At 69.8% G+C, this 13,756-nt stretch carries 13 protein-coding genes and 2 pseudogenes; 10 read left to right on the top strand and 5 right to left on the bottom strand.

The window, feature by feature from the left end; all coding sequences use genetic code 11:
- Window positions 1–49: 49 nt before the first annotated feature.
- Window positions 50–715 (bottom strand): HSP18 transcriptional regulator, encoded by a 666-nt coding sequence (locus IE257_RS06260; RefSeq protein ID WP_189965493.1) that lies wholly within the window; start codon window positions 713–715, stop codon window positions 50–52.
- A gap of 128 nt (window positions 716–843) precedes the next feature.
- On the opposite strand from IE257_RS06260, the gene IE257_RS06255 reads away from it, so the two are divergent.
- The 6 genes from IE257_RS06255 to ctaF all read left to right on the top strand — a co-directional run bounded on the left by IE257_RS06255 (window position 844) and on the right by ctaF (window position 5,623).
- On the top strand, window positions 844–1,278 hold the full coding sequence (locus tag IE257_RS06255) for an Hsp20/alpha crystallin family protein (protein ID WP_189965491.1): 435 nt from the start codon (window positions 844–846) through the stop codon (window positions 1,276–1,278).
- Between the two features lie 102 nt (window positions 1,279–1,380).
- Window positions 1,381–1,776 (top strand): DUF2267 domain-containing protein, encoded by a 396-nt coding sequence (locus IE257_RS06250; RefSeq protein WP_189965489.1) that lies wholly within the window; start codon window positions 1,381–1,383, stop codon window positions 1,774–1,776.
- A 50-nt stretch (window positions 1,777–1,826) separates the two neighbouring features.
- The gene (locus IE257_RS06245; protein ID WP_189965487.1) at window positions 1,827–2,267 is read left to right on the top strand and encodes a DUF2267 domain-containing protein; all 441 of its coding nucleotides are present in this window, start codon (window positions 1,827–1,829) and stop codon (window positions 2,265–2,267) included.
- 475 nt (window positions 2,268–2,742) lie between these two features.
- On the top strand, window positions 2,743–3,018 hold the full coding sequence (locus tag IE257_RS06240; protein ID WP_189965485.1) for an isoamylase early set domain-containing protein: 276 nt from the start codon (window positions 2,743–2,745) through the stop codon (window positions 3,016–3,018).
- Between the two features lie 542 nt (window positions 3,019–3,560).
- Window positions 3,561–5,237 carry an aa3-type cytochrome oxidase subunit I gene (ctaD, locus tag IE257_RS06235; RefSeq protein ID WP_245384617.1) on the top strand — a complete coding sequence of 559 codons (1,677 nt, stop codon included), beginning with the start codon at window positions 3,561–3,563 and terminating at the stop codon, window positions 5,235–5,237.
- Window positions 5,234–5,623 (top strand): aa3-type cytochrome oxidase subunit IV, encoded by a 390-nt coding sequence (gene ctaF / locus IE257_RS06230; RefSeq protein ID WP_189965481.1) that lies wholly within the window; start codon window positions 5,234–5,236, stop codon window positions 5,621–5,623. The genes ctaD and ctaF overlap by 4 nt, the downstream gene beginning before the upstream one ends.
- A gap of 11 nt (window positions 5,624–5,634) precedes the next feature.
- Here ctaF and qcrB read toward each other — a convergent pair whose 3' ends face one another.
- Both qcrB and IE257_RS06220 read right to left on the bottom strand, forming a co-directional pair.
- A complete protein-coding gene (gene qcrB / locus IE257_RS06225) occupies window positions 5,635–7,296 on the bottom strand; it encodes a cytochrome bc1 complex cytochrome b subunit (protein ID WP_189965479.1) in 1,662 nt (553 codons plus the stop codon).
- A 157-nt stretch (window positions 7,297–7,453) separates the two neighbouring features.
- Window positions 7,454–7,627, bottom strand: a pseudogene (locus IE257_RS06220) (aldehyde dehydrogenase); the annotation flags it as partial.
- Window positions 7,628–8,100: 473 nt separating this feature from the next.
- Here IE257_RS06220 and IE257_RS06215 point away from each other — a divergent pair.
- Together IE257_RS06215 and IE257_RS06210 are read left to right on the top strand one after the other, a co-directional pair.
- Window positions 8,101–8,550 (top strand): SRPBCC family protein, encoded by a 450-nt coding sequence (locus tag IE257_RS06215; protein WP_189965477.1) that lies wholly within the window; start codon window positions 8,101–8,103, stop codon window positions 8,548–8,550.
- A 798-nt stretch (window positions 8,551–9,348) separates the two neighbouring features.
- Entirely contained in the window at window positions 9,349–10,125 is a 777-nt protein-coding gene (locus tag IE257_RS06210) for an SDR family NAD(P)-dependent oxidoreductase (protein ID WP_229920157.1), read from the top strand.
- A gap of 123 nt (window positions 10,126–10,248) precedes the next feature.
- Here IE257_RS06210 and IE257_RS06205 read toward each other — a convergent pair.
- Window positions 10,249–10,727, bottom strand: a pseudogene (locus tag IE257_RS06205) (SDR family NAD(P)-dependent oxidoreductase); the annotation flags it as partial.
- A 143-nt stretch (window positions 10,728–10,870) separates the two neighbouring features.
- Complete coding sequence (locus tag IE257_RS06200) at window positions 10,871–12,145, bottom strand: cation:proton antiporter (protein WP_189965474.1); 1,275 nt, start codon at window positions 12,143–12,145, stop codon at window positions 10,871–10,873.
- 157 nt (window positions 12,146–12,302) lie between these two features.
- Between IE257_RS06200 and IE257_RS06195 the strand changes: the two genes are divergently transcribed.
- Both IE257_RS06195 and IE257_RS06190 read left to right on the top strand, forming a co-directional pair.
- Complete coding sequence (locus tag IE257_RS06195) at window positions 12,303–12,518, top strand: hypothetical protein (RefSeq protein WP_189965472.1); 216 nt, start codon at window positions 12,303–12,305, stop codon at window positions 12,516–12,518.
- 133 nt (window positions 12,519–12,651) lie between these two features.
- Complete coding sequence (locus IE257_RS06190; RefSeq protein WP_189965470.1) at window positions 12,652–13,083, top strand: STAS domain-containing protein; 432 nt, start codon at window positions 12,652–12,654, stop codon at window positions 13,081–13,083.
- The last annotated feature ends 673 nt before the right edge of the window (window positions 13,084–13,756 follow it).

Genomic DNA, 13,756 nt, shown 5'->3' with positions numbered 1-13,756 from the left:
GGGCGTGGTCCCGACGCCCGCCATCCGGTCGAGGATTCGGGGGTGCGGATCACATGCTGCGCTGGTCGTGGGTGTCCTGGCGGAGCCGGTCGGCGTGTCGGGTCAGGGCATCGATGCGTTCGGCGAGCTCGGCGTCCTGCGGCCGCAGGTGAGGACGGCTGTCGGCCAGCGGGCGCACGAGGCGGGAGACGTCGTTGTCGGCAAGGGCCAGGTTCAGGTCGTCGACGGCGGAATCGGCGCTGGCGGGGAGACCGGTGAGGGCGGTGACCTGGCCGGCGAGTCGTCGCAGGTCGGCCGCGTTGTCACGGGCCCAGCCATTCACGGTGCGGTCGGCGGCGCGGGTGTCGCGGGTGGCCTGGACACGCTGCTCGCCGGTGCTTCCGGCGGCGCCGGGGCGCAGTCGCAGGTAGCGGCGTTCGGCGGCCTGGCGGCTGGCGACCCCGAGGGGCCCGGCGAGGTCGGCCCAGCTCGCGCCCCGGCCGCGGGCGGTTTCGATCAGCCCGCTCTCCCAGCCGGCGAGCTGCTCGCGGACCTCGCGCAGCATCAGCAGCGCGGCCAGAGCCGGGTCCGGCCCTGCTTCCGTCGTGTGCGCCGCCGTGGCCGTGGGTGATGCGGGCGGGTGCTGTGCGTCCCTGACGGCCTGGGCAATGGTCTCCAGTGCCGCAGCGGCGGCAAGGAAGGGGACCTGGGTGGGCGTGGGGGCGGCTTCCTTCATGACACTCTCCGTCGGTTGTCATCCTCCAGATGACTCCTTGCTTGTCATCGTTTCGATGACATGTTACAACGGAAGCACGTTGAAGCGCATTGGCAGTTCCTGCCTGAACCAACTGGAGGTGTTTCGCGATGTTGATGCGCACTGACCCGTTCCGCGAGATGGACCGGATCGTCCAGCAGCTGTCCGGCACGTCGGGCACGTGGTCGAAGCCGTCGGTCATGCCGATGGACGCCTACCGCCAGGGTGACGTGTATGTGATCGCCTTTGACCTCCCCGGCGTGAGCACCGAGGCGATCGACATCGACGTCGAGCGGAACATGCTGACGGTGAAGGCTGAGCGCCGGCCCACGGGGAAGTCCGACGGCGTACAGATGGAACTCTCCGAGCGGCCCCTCGGTGTCTTCTCCCGCCAGGTCATGCTGGCCGACACCCTCGACACCGAGCGCATCGAGGCCGACTACGACGCGGGTGTCCTGACCCTGCGGATCCCGATCGCCGAACGCGCCAAGCCGCGGAAGATCGCCATCGGCGGCGAGTCCGGCCGCAAGGAGATCTCCGGCTGACCAGCCCCGCACCAGCGGCGGAGGACGGGGAACCCGATCCCCCCTCCGGCACCCCTGTCCTCCGCACGCCTCGTCCGCTTCCCCTTCCCCGGAGGTGACGTGATGTCGATGCGCCGGGAGTCGTTCCTGGCCCACGTCCAGGAACGGGGCCAGTACGAGACTCGGGAAGAAGCCGACCGGGCGGCCCGCGTCGTTCTGGCCCTGCTGGGCGCACACCTGGTCGGCACCGTGCGAGCCGAACTCGCAGCCCGGCTCCCCGAGACATACGCGCTGATTCTTCTGAACCCCCTGCAGGCCGCGGAACCGCTCTCCCCGGAACGATTCGTCCGAGCCAGCACGGCCTGGATCGAAGGCGCCAACGAGAAAACGGCCCTGTGGGACATCGGCGCGGTCCTCAGCACCGTGGCCGCCACCGCAGGTGACGTCCTCGTACGCGAGGTTCTGCTCCAGCTCCCACCCGGCTACGACGTCCTCTTCGGGTACCCCCAGCAAACCTGACCGCCGCCGGCCGTCCCTTGATCTTCGAAGAGAAAGGCAACCGCAGCACCATGTACGACCAGCCTCGACCGAATCCGTCCCGGACGGCCATGACGTTCGACCAGATGCTGGAACGCGTCCGCTACGAGGGCGCCTACCCCACCCGCCAACGCGCCGAAGAAGCCGTTCACAACGTCCTGGCCGCCCTCGGCCGGCAGGTCACCGGCGACGAACGCGTCGACCTCGCACAGTGCCTGCCCGTGGAGGCAGCCCTTATCCTGACCTCCCGGATTCCCGCCACCGAACAGCTCACCGGCTGGGGCTTCGTCAAGGACCTGGCCGCCCGCACCGGCGGCACGCCGGCCACCGCGCGGTGGGACACCGGCGCCGTACTCGCCGTCGCCGCCCGCCTCGCCGGACCCGACCTCCTCGCCCGCATCCTCCACCGCCTCCCGGACGGCTACGCCCTCCTTTTCGGGCAGGCCGAACTGAGGCAGCGCCAAGCCGCCTGATCCCGCCCTCGCAGCAGCGGCAGCGCCCTCGCCCTCAGCAAAGGCCGCCCGGCAGGGCTACAGCTGCGGCACCCGCCGCAATGGAGTGCCGAGACAGCGGTGCTGGAATGACGGCCCGAGTCGTGCCCCGCATGAATCGCTTGCAGCCGTCGGCGGCCATGCGGGCTGACCGGCGCACCGGTCCGTGACCCTGCTCCCGCCTGGCGGATCCGAGCGGCGCGGCACATGACAGGACCCGGCCGGGCGACTTCGCCCCGGGCGGGTCCTGCGTGCGTGGGATGCGACGACGTAGACGTTGGTGCGGATTTCTGCAGCCACACTGACACGTAAGGTCACATCGCGCACCATTTGTGTCACCGGATGTGGTGGGTGGGTGATGCCGGGACGGTGGGCGGCCGGGTCGGCGGTTGGTCGGCGGGTCTGCCCCCGACGATGGGCGGTGTACCCATCCGCTGACGCTGTCAGGAGCTGCCCCATGCTGGAACGCACGCTGAAGAAGGACCGCACCGAGGTCACCTTCATCCTCCCCGCGGACATTCCGCCGGGTCCGGTCAGCGTGGTGGGTGACTTCAACGATTGGCAGCCGGGAGTCCACACCCTCAAGGCGCGCAAGGACGGCAAGCGCGCGGTCACGGTCGCGCTGCCCATGGAGAGCGTCCACTCGTTCCGGTACCTGGCGGCCGGCGACTACTGGTTCAACGACGAGACGGCCGGGGACCAGGACGGCCTCAACAGCCGCCTGCACACCTGACCCTCAGCGACCGGGACCCGGCGCCGTGAAGGCCGGCGCCGGCGGCGCACCGCCGCCGCCCCGCCGCCCCGCCAGCCGCGCCGCCCCCCCCAGCCCCGGCCCGGTGGGGGCGGGTTTGCGGAGGGCAGTGGGGCAGCGCGACCATCGACGTGCACCGCCTGTGCAGGCGCGCATCGCTTCGGCGCCTCCTCGACAGCCTCTACCCATCCGCCGACCGCTACGGGAACAATGACGGACCCAGCCCGTGGAATGACTGTGCCCAGGCGCACGCATACTTCCACTTTATTCTTGCTCGAACGCTGTGCTCCACGGATCGGTCGGGGCCCGGGAGCACTGCCTTTACGCGTGCGGCTCCACTCCGCGCGAAAGCGGACCTGCCGCACTTGGTTCTGTCCACGCGGGCACGCTCACTCGATTGCCCGGCCCGCGGACATCGGCGCGGACGGCGCGCCGTGGGCCTACCGCCGGGCGGGGTCGTGGGCTGCCAGGGTTGGCGAGAGGCTGCGATGGGGTGGCCCGGAGTGCGTCTTGCGGGGAGGCCCATGGTGTCGGTCGAGGAGGGTGCGGCGCCTTCGGAGTCCGTTGCTCGGACGGCCGCGCCCGAGGAGGGGCACCGTAGGGCGGCCGTAGGAGCGCGTGTGCAGGAGGTGTTGTCGACCACCGACCACAAGGTGATCGGTTACATGTACCTCGTCACCGCGTTCGGGTTCTTCCTGTTCGCCGGTGTGCTGGCGCTGCTGATGAGAGCCGAACTGGCACGTCCCGGGATGCAGATCGTCTCGGCCGAGCAGTACAACCAGCTGTTCACGGTGCACGGCACGATCATGATGCTGCTGTTTGCGACCCCGACCTTCACTGGCTTCGCCAACGCCGTGATGCCCCTGCAGATCGGTGCCCCCGATGTCGCGTTCCCGCGCTTGAACGCCTTCACCTACTGGGTGTACTTGTTCGGCGGGCTCATGGTGGTCAGCGGATTCCTGACGGCGAACGGCTCCGCTGCCTTCGGCTGGTTCGCGTATGCGCCCCTCAACGGAGCGGTCTTCTCCCCGGGCGTCGGCGCGGACCTCTGGATCATGGGCCTGGCGGTGTCCGGCCTGAGCACCATCCTGGGGTCGGTCAACTTCATCACCACCATCGTGTGCCTGCGCGCACCGGGGATGACCCTCTTCCGGATGCCGATCTTCACCTGGAACGTGCTGTTCACCTCTATCCTGGCGCTGCTCGCCTTCCCCGTGCTCACGGCCGCGCTCCTGGCCCTGGAGGCCGACCGGAAGCTCGGCGCGCACGTCTTCGACGCCGCGAACGGCGGGGCGTTGCTGTGGCAGCACCTGTTCTGGTTCTTCGGCCATCCGGAGGTCTATATCGTCGCGCTGCCCTTCTTCGGGGTGGTCAGCGAAATCGTGCCGGTGTTCAGCCGGAAGCCCATCTTCGGGTACGTCGCTCTGGTCGGTGCGACGATGGCGATCACGGGGCTCTCGGCGACGGTATGGGCGCACCACATGTTCGCCACCGGCGCGGTGCTGCTGCCGTTCTTCTCGCTGCTCTCGTTCCTGATCGCCGTGCCGACCGGGGTGAAGTTCTTCAACTGGATCGGGACGATGTGGAACGGCTCGCTGTCGTTCGAGACGCCGATGCTGTGGTGCATGGGCTTCCTCGTCACGTTCCTGCTGGGCGGGCTGACCGGGGTGGTCGTCGCCTCCCCGCCGATGGACTTCCACCTCACCGACAGCTATTTCGTCGTGGCACACCTCCACTACGTGCTGTTCGGCACCATCGTCTTCGCCACGTTCGCCGGCTTCTACTTCTGGTGGCCCAAGTTCACCGGCCGGATGCTCGACGAACGCCTGGGGAAGATCCATTTCTGGACGCTGTTCGTCGGCTTCCAGCTCACCTTCCTCGTCCAGCACTGGCTGGGGGAGCAGGGAATGCCCCGGCGCTACGCCGACTACCTGGCGGCCGACGGATTCACCCTCCTGAACACGCTGTCCACGATCGGGGCGTTCCTGCTGGGGCTCTCGACGCTGCCCTTCCTCTACAACGTCTGGCGCACGGCCCGCATCGGCGTCCGTGTCACGTCGGACGACCCGTGGGGTTGGGGACGTTCCCTGGAATGGGCGACCGGCTGTCCGCCACCGCGGCACAACTTCCACGCGCTGCCCCGTATCCGCACGGACTCGCCCGCGTTCGATCTGCACCATCCGGAGGTGAGGCCGCGATGAGGGCGGAAGCCTGGCTGTTCACCGGGGTCGCGGTGTTCTTCGCGTTGACCGGAGGCATCTACGCGGCGCTGTCGGACGATCCGGCGGGCATCTCCGCGCTCATGGTCTCGCTCCTGATGTCCGCCCTCGTCGCCGCCTTCATGTGGCGGCAGTTCTCCCGCGACGGGCGGCGGCCCGAGGACGACGGGACGGCGCAGGTCGCCGGAGGCGGGGACCGCCGCTTCTTCTTCCCCGCACGCAGTTACGCCCCCGTGGTCTCGGCGGCGGGGGCCGCCCTGATCGGGCTCGGAGTGGTGCAGGGGCTGTGGCTGGCCCTGATCGGCTTCGGCGTCCTTGCGCCCGGGGTGTTCGGGTTCGTCTTCCGCCCGCGCCGTGCGGACAGCTGACCCCGGCCCTCTCAGGTCCGGTCCGCCCGCTCGCGGACGGGCTCGTCCGGTCCGGCGATCATGTCCTGTGCCCGCAGGTGGTCCTCCGTGCTGAGCGGGGACCGCAACCGGCCGGCGTAGTACCAACGGCTGAGGGCATCGCGCAGACGGGCCGGCCATGTCCCCCGCGCCGAGGCAGATCCGGCCGACTGCCGGGGCAGCGGGGTGTTCACCTCGTACACGGCATTGACGTACCGCTGCTCGGCGGGCAGCGGTACGCGCCCGGCCGAGAAGCCGCCTTCCACGCTCTCGCGCACCTCGCCGCTCTCCGCCCCGCGCACCAGCTGCTCGGCATCGCGGGCCTGGAGAGCGAGGCACAGGCGCCGGGTGAGCCAGAACGCGAGAGGTGGCAGGAGCACGACCGCGCAGCGCAGGGTCCAGGTGAGGGCCTGAACCGAAATCTCGGTGATGAAGGCGATGATGTCCTGAGCCCCGGCCAGGAGCAGCACGACGTACGAGGTGAGGACGGCGACACCCAGGGCAGTTCGGGCGGGGCGATTCCGGGGCCGGTCGCACACATGGCGTTCGCCGTGGCTGCCGGTGATCCACCGCTCGAAGAACGGGTACCCGTACAGGCCGGCGAACAGCAGACCGGGAAGCAGGACGCCGGGCACCAGCGGATTCCACATGAGCGTGTGCCCCCACAGCCGGGTCTCGACCCCGGGCATCAGGCGCAGCGCCCCCTCCAGGAAGCCGACGTACCAGTCCGGCTGCGCACCCGTGGACACCACGTCCGTCCGGTACGGGCCGTACGCCCAGACCGGGTTGATCTGGGCGAGCGCGCCGAGGGCGGCGAGGACGGCGGAGGTCAGGAAGAACAGTCCGGCGGACTTCGCCGTGTAGTGCGGGAAGAGCGGCTTGCCCACGACGTTGCGGCCGGTGCGGCCGGGACCCGCCCACTGGGTGTGTTTCAGGTGCACGACCAGCAGGAGGTGCAGGGAGACCAGCCCGACGAGCAGACCGGGCACCAGAAGGATGTGGACGGGATACAGGCGCGCGACGATGTCCTGGCCCGGGTACTCGCCGCCGAAGGCGAAGAACGACAGATACGTCCCGGCCACCGGCACGGACAGCATGATCCCCTGGGCGGTCCGCAGCCCCGTACCCGACAGCAGGTCGTCCGGCAGGGAGTAACCGGCGAAGCCCTCCACCAGGGCCAGCAACAGCATGGTCACCCCGACGACCCAGTTCGCCTCCCTCGGCCGGCGGAACGCGCCCGTGAGGAACACGCGCAGTAGGTGCGCCCCGATCGCGAACACGAACAGCAGTGCCGCCCAGTGGTGCATCTGGCGGATCAGCAGGCCGCCGCGCACCTCGAAGCTGAGGCGCAGGGTGGACGCGAACGCCTCTGAGACCTGCTGCCCGCGCAGCGGGGCGTACGGACCTGCGTAGACGGTGTCCTGCATCGACGGCTGGAAGAAGAAGGTGAGCCAGGTGCCGGTGAGGAGCAGGACGAGCAGGCTGTAGAGGGCGATCTCCCCGAGGAGGAACGACCAGTGGTCCGGGAAGGCCTTGCGCACGGTGGTCCGTGCCGCGTCGGCGAGGGGCAGGCGCTCATCCAGTCCGCGGAACGAACGGCGCGCCGCCCGGTTCGCCCCCCGCGCGGCGCGGACCCGTGTCCTCTTCAGCAGCACCGCACCCTCCGCGCATCAGGTTCCCCTTGCGTGGAGCATGGCCCGCCGGAGGGAGCCGCTGAGGGAGGCACGCGACCGGGACGCTGGAAACCACGTGATCGGCCCCTGACGTACGGGGTGAGTCCGGCGCGTCCGGGCTGCACCGCACGTGGTGCGGTCAGCTTGTACGTTTGCGGCCGTCGGGGTGGAGGACGACCTTGGTCCAGCCGTCGTCGCGGTTGTCGAAGTGCTCGTACGCCGACGGCGCCTCGTCGAGGGGGAGTTCGTGGGAGACGAGGAAGGACGGCTCGGCCCTGCCGGCGGCGATCAGGTCGCGCAGGGCCCGGTTGTAGCCCAAGGCCGAACTCAAGCGCGCCCCTCGGTCACTGACCCCGCCCTGGACCCGTGCGGCGGCTTTGAACACCGCCCGGGCCGTCGCCCGGGTGCTTGCATGCCAGAGGATGGAGACAGGCCAAGACGGGTGGAGCGCGTCCGCTGGGACCAGTGTCGCGAGATCCCCAGCACCAGAGCGTTGAGTACGGCGGCAGTGACCTTCGCGCGCCCGCTCTGACCTGACAGGGTCCGGAACGAGCTGGCCGCGACGGGACCGCGCCCCGGGCACGGAGCTTGCCGTGCCATGCCCATTCGGGATGCCGCCACTCGGGGTGGGCCGGCTGCTGCGGACACGCCGCTCGCCTCGTTCCCGGCGAGTGGTTGCCGCGGCGGAGAACGGGCAGGCGCGTGGGTGCGGGGGAGGGATGAACCGACCACCGCGGGCCACGGCCGCGGAACAGCAGTCGAACAGCAGTCGAAAGGACTTCTCCGATGTCGCAAGTGAAGGAATCGATCGAGGTTGATGTGCCGGTGACGACGGCTTACAACCAGTGGACGCAGTTCGAATCGTTCCCGGAGTTCATGGACGGGGTGCAGCGGATCGAGCAGCGTACGGACACGCTCACGCACTGGGTGACGAAGATCGCCGGGGTGGAGCGGGAGTTCGACGCGGAGATCACCGAGCAGATTCCCGATATGAAGGTCGCCTGGGTCACCGTGGGCGATGAGACCGAGCAGTCGGGGCTGGTGACGTTCCGGCCCATCGACCCGGCCCACACCGAGGTCACGCTGATGATGGACTTCGACCCGGACGGGATGGCGGAGAACATCGGCGACAAACTCGGGTTCGTCGACCGGCAGGTCAAGGGCGACCTGAGGCGCTTCAAGCACTTCATCGAAGACCGCGGCGCGGCCACCGGCCAATGGCGAGGACAGGTCTGACCGCTGCCCGCCCGCCCCCCCGCCCGGGAGTGGCTGCGGCGGACGGCGGACGGCGGACGGCGGCCGTCGAGCGGAGATCGCCGCTCGGCGGCCGCCGCTGTGTCGGGCGTCCGCTTGTGCCTGAGGCCCGGGCATGGCGCGCCGAGGCCGAGTACTCGTTGCGGACCCCAGCAGGCAGTGGCCTTGTGGTCACGGTTCGGGCAGGTCTTCTGTTGCTGCTTCGCGCGCAGTCCAGCCGCGTGTTGTTGTCCCGCCAGAACCGTTGCTGTCGGCTCATCGGTGCATCGCTCCGAACGCGATGAAGTAGCCCGGGCCGCCCACGATCACGAGCAGGCAGGTGACGAAAGGCCACGCACGTCAGCCGCCCTTCGCGAGGCATCGGTGGGGCTTGTCGCCCTGGGGCGTGCAGCCGGCGGCGACCACCTGCCAGCCTGCGGTGAACTGCGACAGAAGCAGCGCTTCTCCACCGATACGGACCAAGGCTTGTCGGCCGTATACCTCGACGCCGTCAACCACGCCCGAAACAGGAAGCGCCCGGCCTTCCAGAGCCTTCGCGCAGGACCGCTTCCAACGCTGCGCGGGTGTGCGGCGCCGACAGGACCGAACCGCGGCTGGAATCGTCCGCCTACCCGCTCCTGTAGGGACAGCAGCCGCCCATCGGCGCGGACCCGTGACCGCGGGGCTTGAGGAGCCCGGTTCCGGGCAGGGGCTTCGTGAACAGGTCCTCCCCGGAACGCGTTGCCCCCAGGCACCGGACGAGAGGCGCAGATTGCCATGCACACCCCGCATCCCCTTGCCGTGATCACCGGCGCCTCCAGCGGCATCGGTTTCGAGCTGGCCCGGGAGTTCGCCCGGCACGGGTACGACCTGGCGCTCACAGCCGATGACGGACTCCTCGACGACGCGGTGGCGCGCCTGCGGCCGTACGGCACGCACGTGCACGCGACCCGCGTCGATCTGGCGACCTCCGAAGGTGTGGAAAGCTTCCTGGCAGATCTACGCGCCCTCGGCAGGCCGGTAGGCGCGGCGGTCCTGAACGCCGGTATCGGTCGTGGGGGCGCCTTTTTGGAAACCGACCTCGCGGATCTGGCCCGCGTCATCGACGTCAATGTCTTCTCGACCGTGCACCTGACCCACCAATTGCTCAGTGACATGGTCCGTCGTGGAGACGGGCGGATACTCGTCGTGGCGTCGGTGGCCGCCGAGATCCCGGGCCCGTACCACGCGGTCTACAACGCCTCCAAGGCCTTCCTGAAATCCTTCGCCGAAGCCCTCCACAGCGAGGTGAAGGGCTCCGGAGTGTCCGTCACCGCGCTGATGCCCGGTGCCACCGACACCCGGTTCTTTGTGCGTGCGGGTCTGCTCGACACCCGTCTGGGACGTGCGAAGAAGGACGATCCCGCGCTGGTGGCGCGCCAGGGCTACCGAGCACTCATGGACCGTAGAACTCGCAAGGTCGCGGGATCTCTGCGCACCCGGGCACAGCATTCGGTGACCCGTCTCCTCCCCTCGGAGGCACGCGCTGCCCTGCACCGCCGGTGGGCGCAGCCACATGGCAGTCGAAGCCACCTCTGATCGCCCTCGCACGTCACTCCGTGCTGCCCGGGCTCTCTGTCGGGGACAACCCGGTTTCCCCGGACGGGGGCTCCTTCAGGGCCTGCGCCACTGTTCGTGATCCAGATGCGATCCGAGCACCGACCGGACGTCCTCATCTTCCTGTCCGGTCATGGGGGTGGCGATCTCGTCCGGCGCGACGGCGTTAACGGTGATGCCGTATTCAGCCAGTTCCAGAGCCATCACCTGGGTCAGCAGCCCAAGGCCGGCCTTGGCCGCGCAGTACGGAGCTGCGCCCACCTTCGGCTGGTGCTCGTGAACGGACGTGATGTTGACGATCCGACCGCCCCGGCCTTGACGGATCACCCTGCGAGCCGCGCGCTGGCCGCACAGCAGGGGACCGACCTGGTCGACGTCCCGTACCTGCCGCACGTAACCACCCTCCGGCGTCCGCAACTGCGGACCTCCTCGGCAGTGTCCCGCGCGCCCCGCGCGTCGGTGTGCCAGGTGATGCCCACGTCGATGGCGGACTCGGCAAACGACCGTACGGCCACGGCCCGGCCGATACCGGAATCGGAGCCGGTGACCACTGCGTTCGCGGCATGAAACCCGCCGGTGGTCATACTCCTCACCTCACTTCGCGGTGCTCCGGCCGCGCGGGCCGCCCCAGCCCGCGGACTCTGGCCCGGTCCTTCAGGGCCGGGTCAGGTTGACTCCTGTTGTGCCGCCCTCGAAAAACGGCAACATCCGAGCGCCGGCTGCCCGGTCAGGGAGGCGTGGGGGAGGAGCGGCGGAGCCGGTCGAGGCGGCGGATGACGGGGGTGGCGGTGGCGCCGTGCAGGAGGACGGACAGCAGCACGGTGAAGGCGACAACGGCCCACAGCTGCTCGGCGTGTGCACCGAAGTGCTCGCCGTGGCCGAGGGCGTAGGCGAGGTAGAACACCGAGCCGATGCCGCGGATCCCGAACACAGCCGTGACCAGGCGTTCGCGCCGGCCGCTACCGACGCCGAGCAGGCTCACCCATCCGGCGGCAGGCCGCACGACGAGAACCAGCAGGAGCCCTACCAGGGCCCCCCGCCAGGTGAGGGAAGGCAGTCCATAGGCGACGAGGAAGCCACCGAGCAGGAAGAGCAGGAAGGCGGTCAGGAGACGTTCGATCTGTTCGGTGAACTCGTGCAGGACCTGGTGGTAGCCGTGGCTGCGTTCGGCGGCCCGGATGGTGCAGGCGGTGACGAAGACGGCGAGGAAACCGTAGCCGTGCAGCAACTCGGCGGCCCCGTAGGCGAGGAAGGTGGCGCCCAGGGCGACGAATCCCTCCATGTGCTCGGAGAGCCGAAGTGCCGACGGCCGGGCCCTGAAGAACAACAGGCCCAGCAGCCGCCCTGCGACGAGGCCGACCGCGACTCCGACGGCGGTGCGGGCCAGGACCTCGACGAGGAACCACTGCCCGATCCAGCCTGCCGCCGTCCCGCCGCCGGGCGCCGCGGCCAGAGCGAGCGCCGCAAGCACGAAGGGGAAGGCCAGACCGTCGTTCAGCCCGGCCTCTGCTGTGAGGGAGAACCGGACCTCGTCCTCGTCGTCCTCCGCGTCGGTGGGTTCCCCCACCCGCACCTCCGCCGCCAGCACCGGATCCGTCGGCGACAGCACGGCCGCCAGTAGCAGGGCCGGCGCGAGCGGCCATTGCAGGAGCAGCGCTGTGACTGCGGCCATCGCCGCGATGGTCAGTGGCATGCTGATGCCCAGCAACCGCCAGGGACTCATCCATGATCGCAGGCCTACGGGCCGGTTGAGCGCGAGCCCTGCCCCCATCAGGGACACGATGACGCACAGTTCCGCCGCGTGCTCCACCCACAACCGGTGCCTGCCCGGTTCCACCACCGGCACCCCCACCGGAACCACGGCGATCAGCATTCCCGCAGCCAGGAACACCATCGGCATGGACAACGGACGGCGGAAGACGAGCCGGGGAAGCACGGCCGCGCCGAGCGCGCCGATTCCCATGGCCAGGTACACGGCGTCGGAGAATGTCACCTGTCCCATCCTGTCCGCACCGGGCCTCCTCACACGGCTGCATCCGCGCGTCATCGATATTGTCCCGTGCGGAGCCGACGGCCGGGGTGCGCGCAACCGTACCGGAGCGTCACCCTTTCGGCTGCGGAGAGGTGCCGAGCGGCAGGGCGGGGAAGAGGCTGGGCACATGTCCGCCAAGCTGATCGTCTACCCGCCCGACGAGCAGGGATGGCGCCGGGTGCGCTACGACGGGGTCGCCATCGGTGTCGCGCACCGCCCGGCCGACATCCGTGTCTTCCTCGCCGCCGCCGGTCTGGAGAACGCGGAGGATGTGGACCTTACCGACCCCGACTTTGTGGAGTGGCGTGGCGCGGGCCCCGGAGCGTGGGAACCTGCCCGCTGAAGCCCCCGCCGCGCCCCGGAGAGGCGGGCTTGCGCCCGGCCGTAGGGCAGAGAGAGTATCGATTCGGGCCATCCGGTGCCCGGATACGGGTGGGCGTGCATGAAGTGCGCGGGGCGTGGCGAGGTGAGACGACATGGACTTCCGGCTGATGACGAGGCGCTACGGACCGACCATGCATCTCACCCCCACTGGCGAGCTCGACCTGGAGACCAGAGCCGCTCTCGACGAGGTGCAGGCACGCCTCGAAGGCGTCGCCGCGGTGGCTTGCGACATGCGGCACCTGACCTTCATGGACGTCACCGGCCTGCACGGCTTGACAGCCTTCGCCCGTCGCCTGGGCGCGCGCGGAATCGCGTTCTTCGCCTACAACTGGCAGCCGCAGCCGCGCAACCTCATGGACCTCGTCGACAGGCTGTACCCGCCCGCCGGCCATGACCGCAACCGCCCCACCCACCTGCTGCGCCGCTCCCTGCAGGACTCCGCTGACGCAGCCCGCGCCATGGGAGCGGCCCTGGCCCAACAGGATGCTGCCCGTCGGACCGCAGATGCACCGCGGCAGCGTTAGGCCCTCTCTTCCGGATCTTGCCGGGCCCGCGACGCCCGGCACCGCACCCGACCGCGTTGTCGGGGCGCCCGAGTACGTCCACTACAAGGGCGCCCCTCCGCCTTGCCGGACACGGCACCCGACGCCGCGGGCTCGGCCGACAAGATCCGAAAGAGACGGCCCAGACGGGGGCAGCTACCCCGGCGGCGAAGTCCGCACGGTCTGAGAGCGCGGCGCCCGGTCCCCGAGGAGTCGGAGTCGGTGCAGGCAGAGGAGGCGCAGAAGTCCGTCGGCCTCCAGACTGTGATGTGACGCCGGTGGTGACACGGGACATCGGTACCCGGGCCGGTCCGCGGCCGAGTAGGCCGAGTAGGCCGAGTAGAGGGTCTGAGGTTGGGCCGGGGTGGTTGGGGGGCGAATGCCGTTACCGAGCGGGGGCAGGGGACAGCCATAGCTCCCGTGGCCGGTCGGCGTGCGCAGGCTGGCCCCACCCTGCAAACGAGGATGAACGAGTACGGCAGATGACGAAGGCCCGCGACATCAAGACGGCGGACGCAACGTGCATCGGCGCTCAGGAGACCGTGCTCGAGGCCGCGAAGCACGCGCAGGGCGGCGCGACATGCGCGGCCTCGGACTCGCCGGACTTCCTCCGGCTTTCCACAGCTCGGCTGTCGCCGGTATGGGCCGCCGAGGG

The sequence above is a fragment of the Streptomyces avidinii genome (assembly GCF_014650695.1).
GTDB classification, from domain to species: Bacteria; Actinomycetota; Actinomycetes; order Streptomycetales; family Streptomycetaceae; genus Streptomyces; species Streptomyces avidinii.
The sequence above is the reverse complement of the archived record's forward strand: the minus strand, read 5'-3'. Positions and strand labels throughout refer to the sequence as shown.

Coding starts and splice junctions, on each gene's coding strand:
- IE257_RS06245 (WP_189965487.1), top strand. CDS start 1,827: ATGTACGACCAGCCTCGACCGAATCCGTCCCGGACGGCCATGACGTTC.
- ctaD (WP_245384617.1), top strand. CDS start 3,561: ATGGTGTCGGTCGAGGAGGGTGCGGCGCCTTCGGAGTCCGTTGCTCGG.
- IE257_RS06255 (WP_189965491.1), top strand. CDS start 844: ATGTTGATGCGCACTGACCCGTTCCGCGAGATGGACCGGATCGTCCAG.
- IE257_RS06250 (WP_189965489.1), top strand. CDS start 1,381: ATGTCGATGCGCCGGGAGTCGTTCCTGGCCCACGTCCAGGAACGGGGC.
- IE257_RS06215 (WP_189965477.1), top strand. CDS start 8,101: ATGTCGCAAGTGAAGGAATCGATCGAGGTTGATGTGCCGGTGACGACG.
- IE257_RS06200 (WP_189965474.1), bottom strand. CDS start 12,145: ATGGGACAGGTGACATTCTCCGACGCCGTGTACCTGGCCATGGGAATC.
- IE257_RS06260 (WP_189965493.1), bottom strand. CDS start 715: ATGAAGGAAGCCGCCCCCACGCCCACCCAGGTCCCCTTCCTTGCCGCC.
- IE257_RS06240 (WP_189965485.1), top strand. CDS start 2,743: ATGCTGGAACGCACGCTGAAGAAGGACCGCACCGAGGTCACCTTCATC.
- IE257_RS06195 (WP_189965472.1), top strand. CDS start 12,303: ATGTCCGCCAAGCTGATCGTCTACCCGCCCGACGAGCAGGGATGGCGC.
- IE257_RS06190 (WP_189965470.1), top strand. CDS start 12,652: ATGGACTTCCGGCTGATGACGAGGCGCTACGGACCGACCATGCATCTC.
- ctaF (WP_189965481.1), top strand. CDS start 5,234: ATGAGGGCGGAAGCCTGGCTGTTCACCGGGGTCGCGGTGTTCTTCGCG.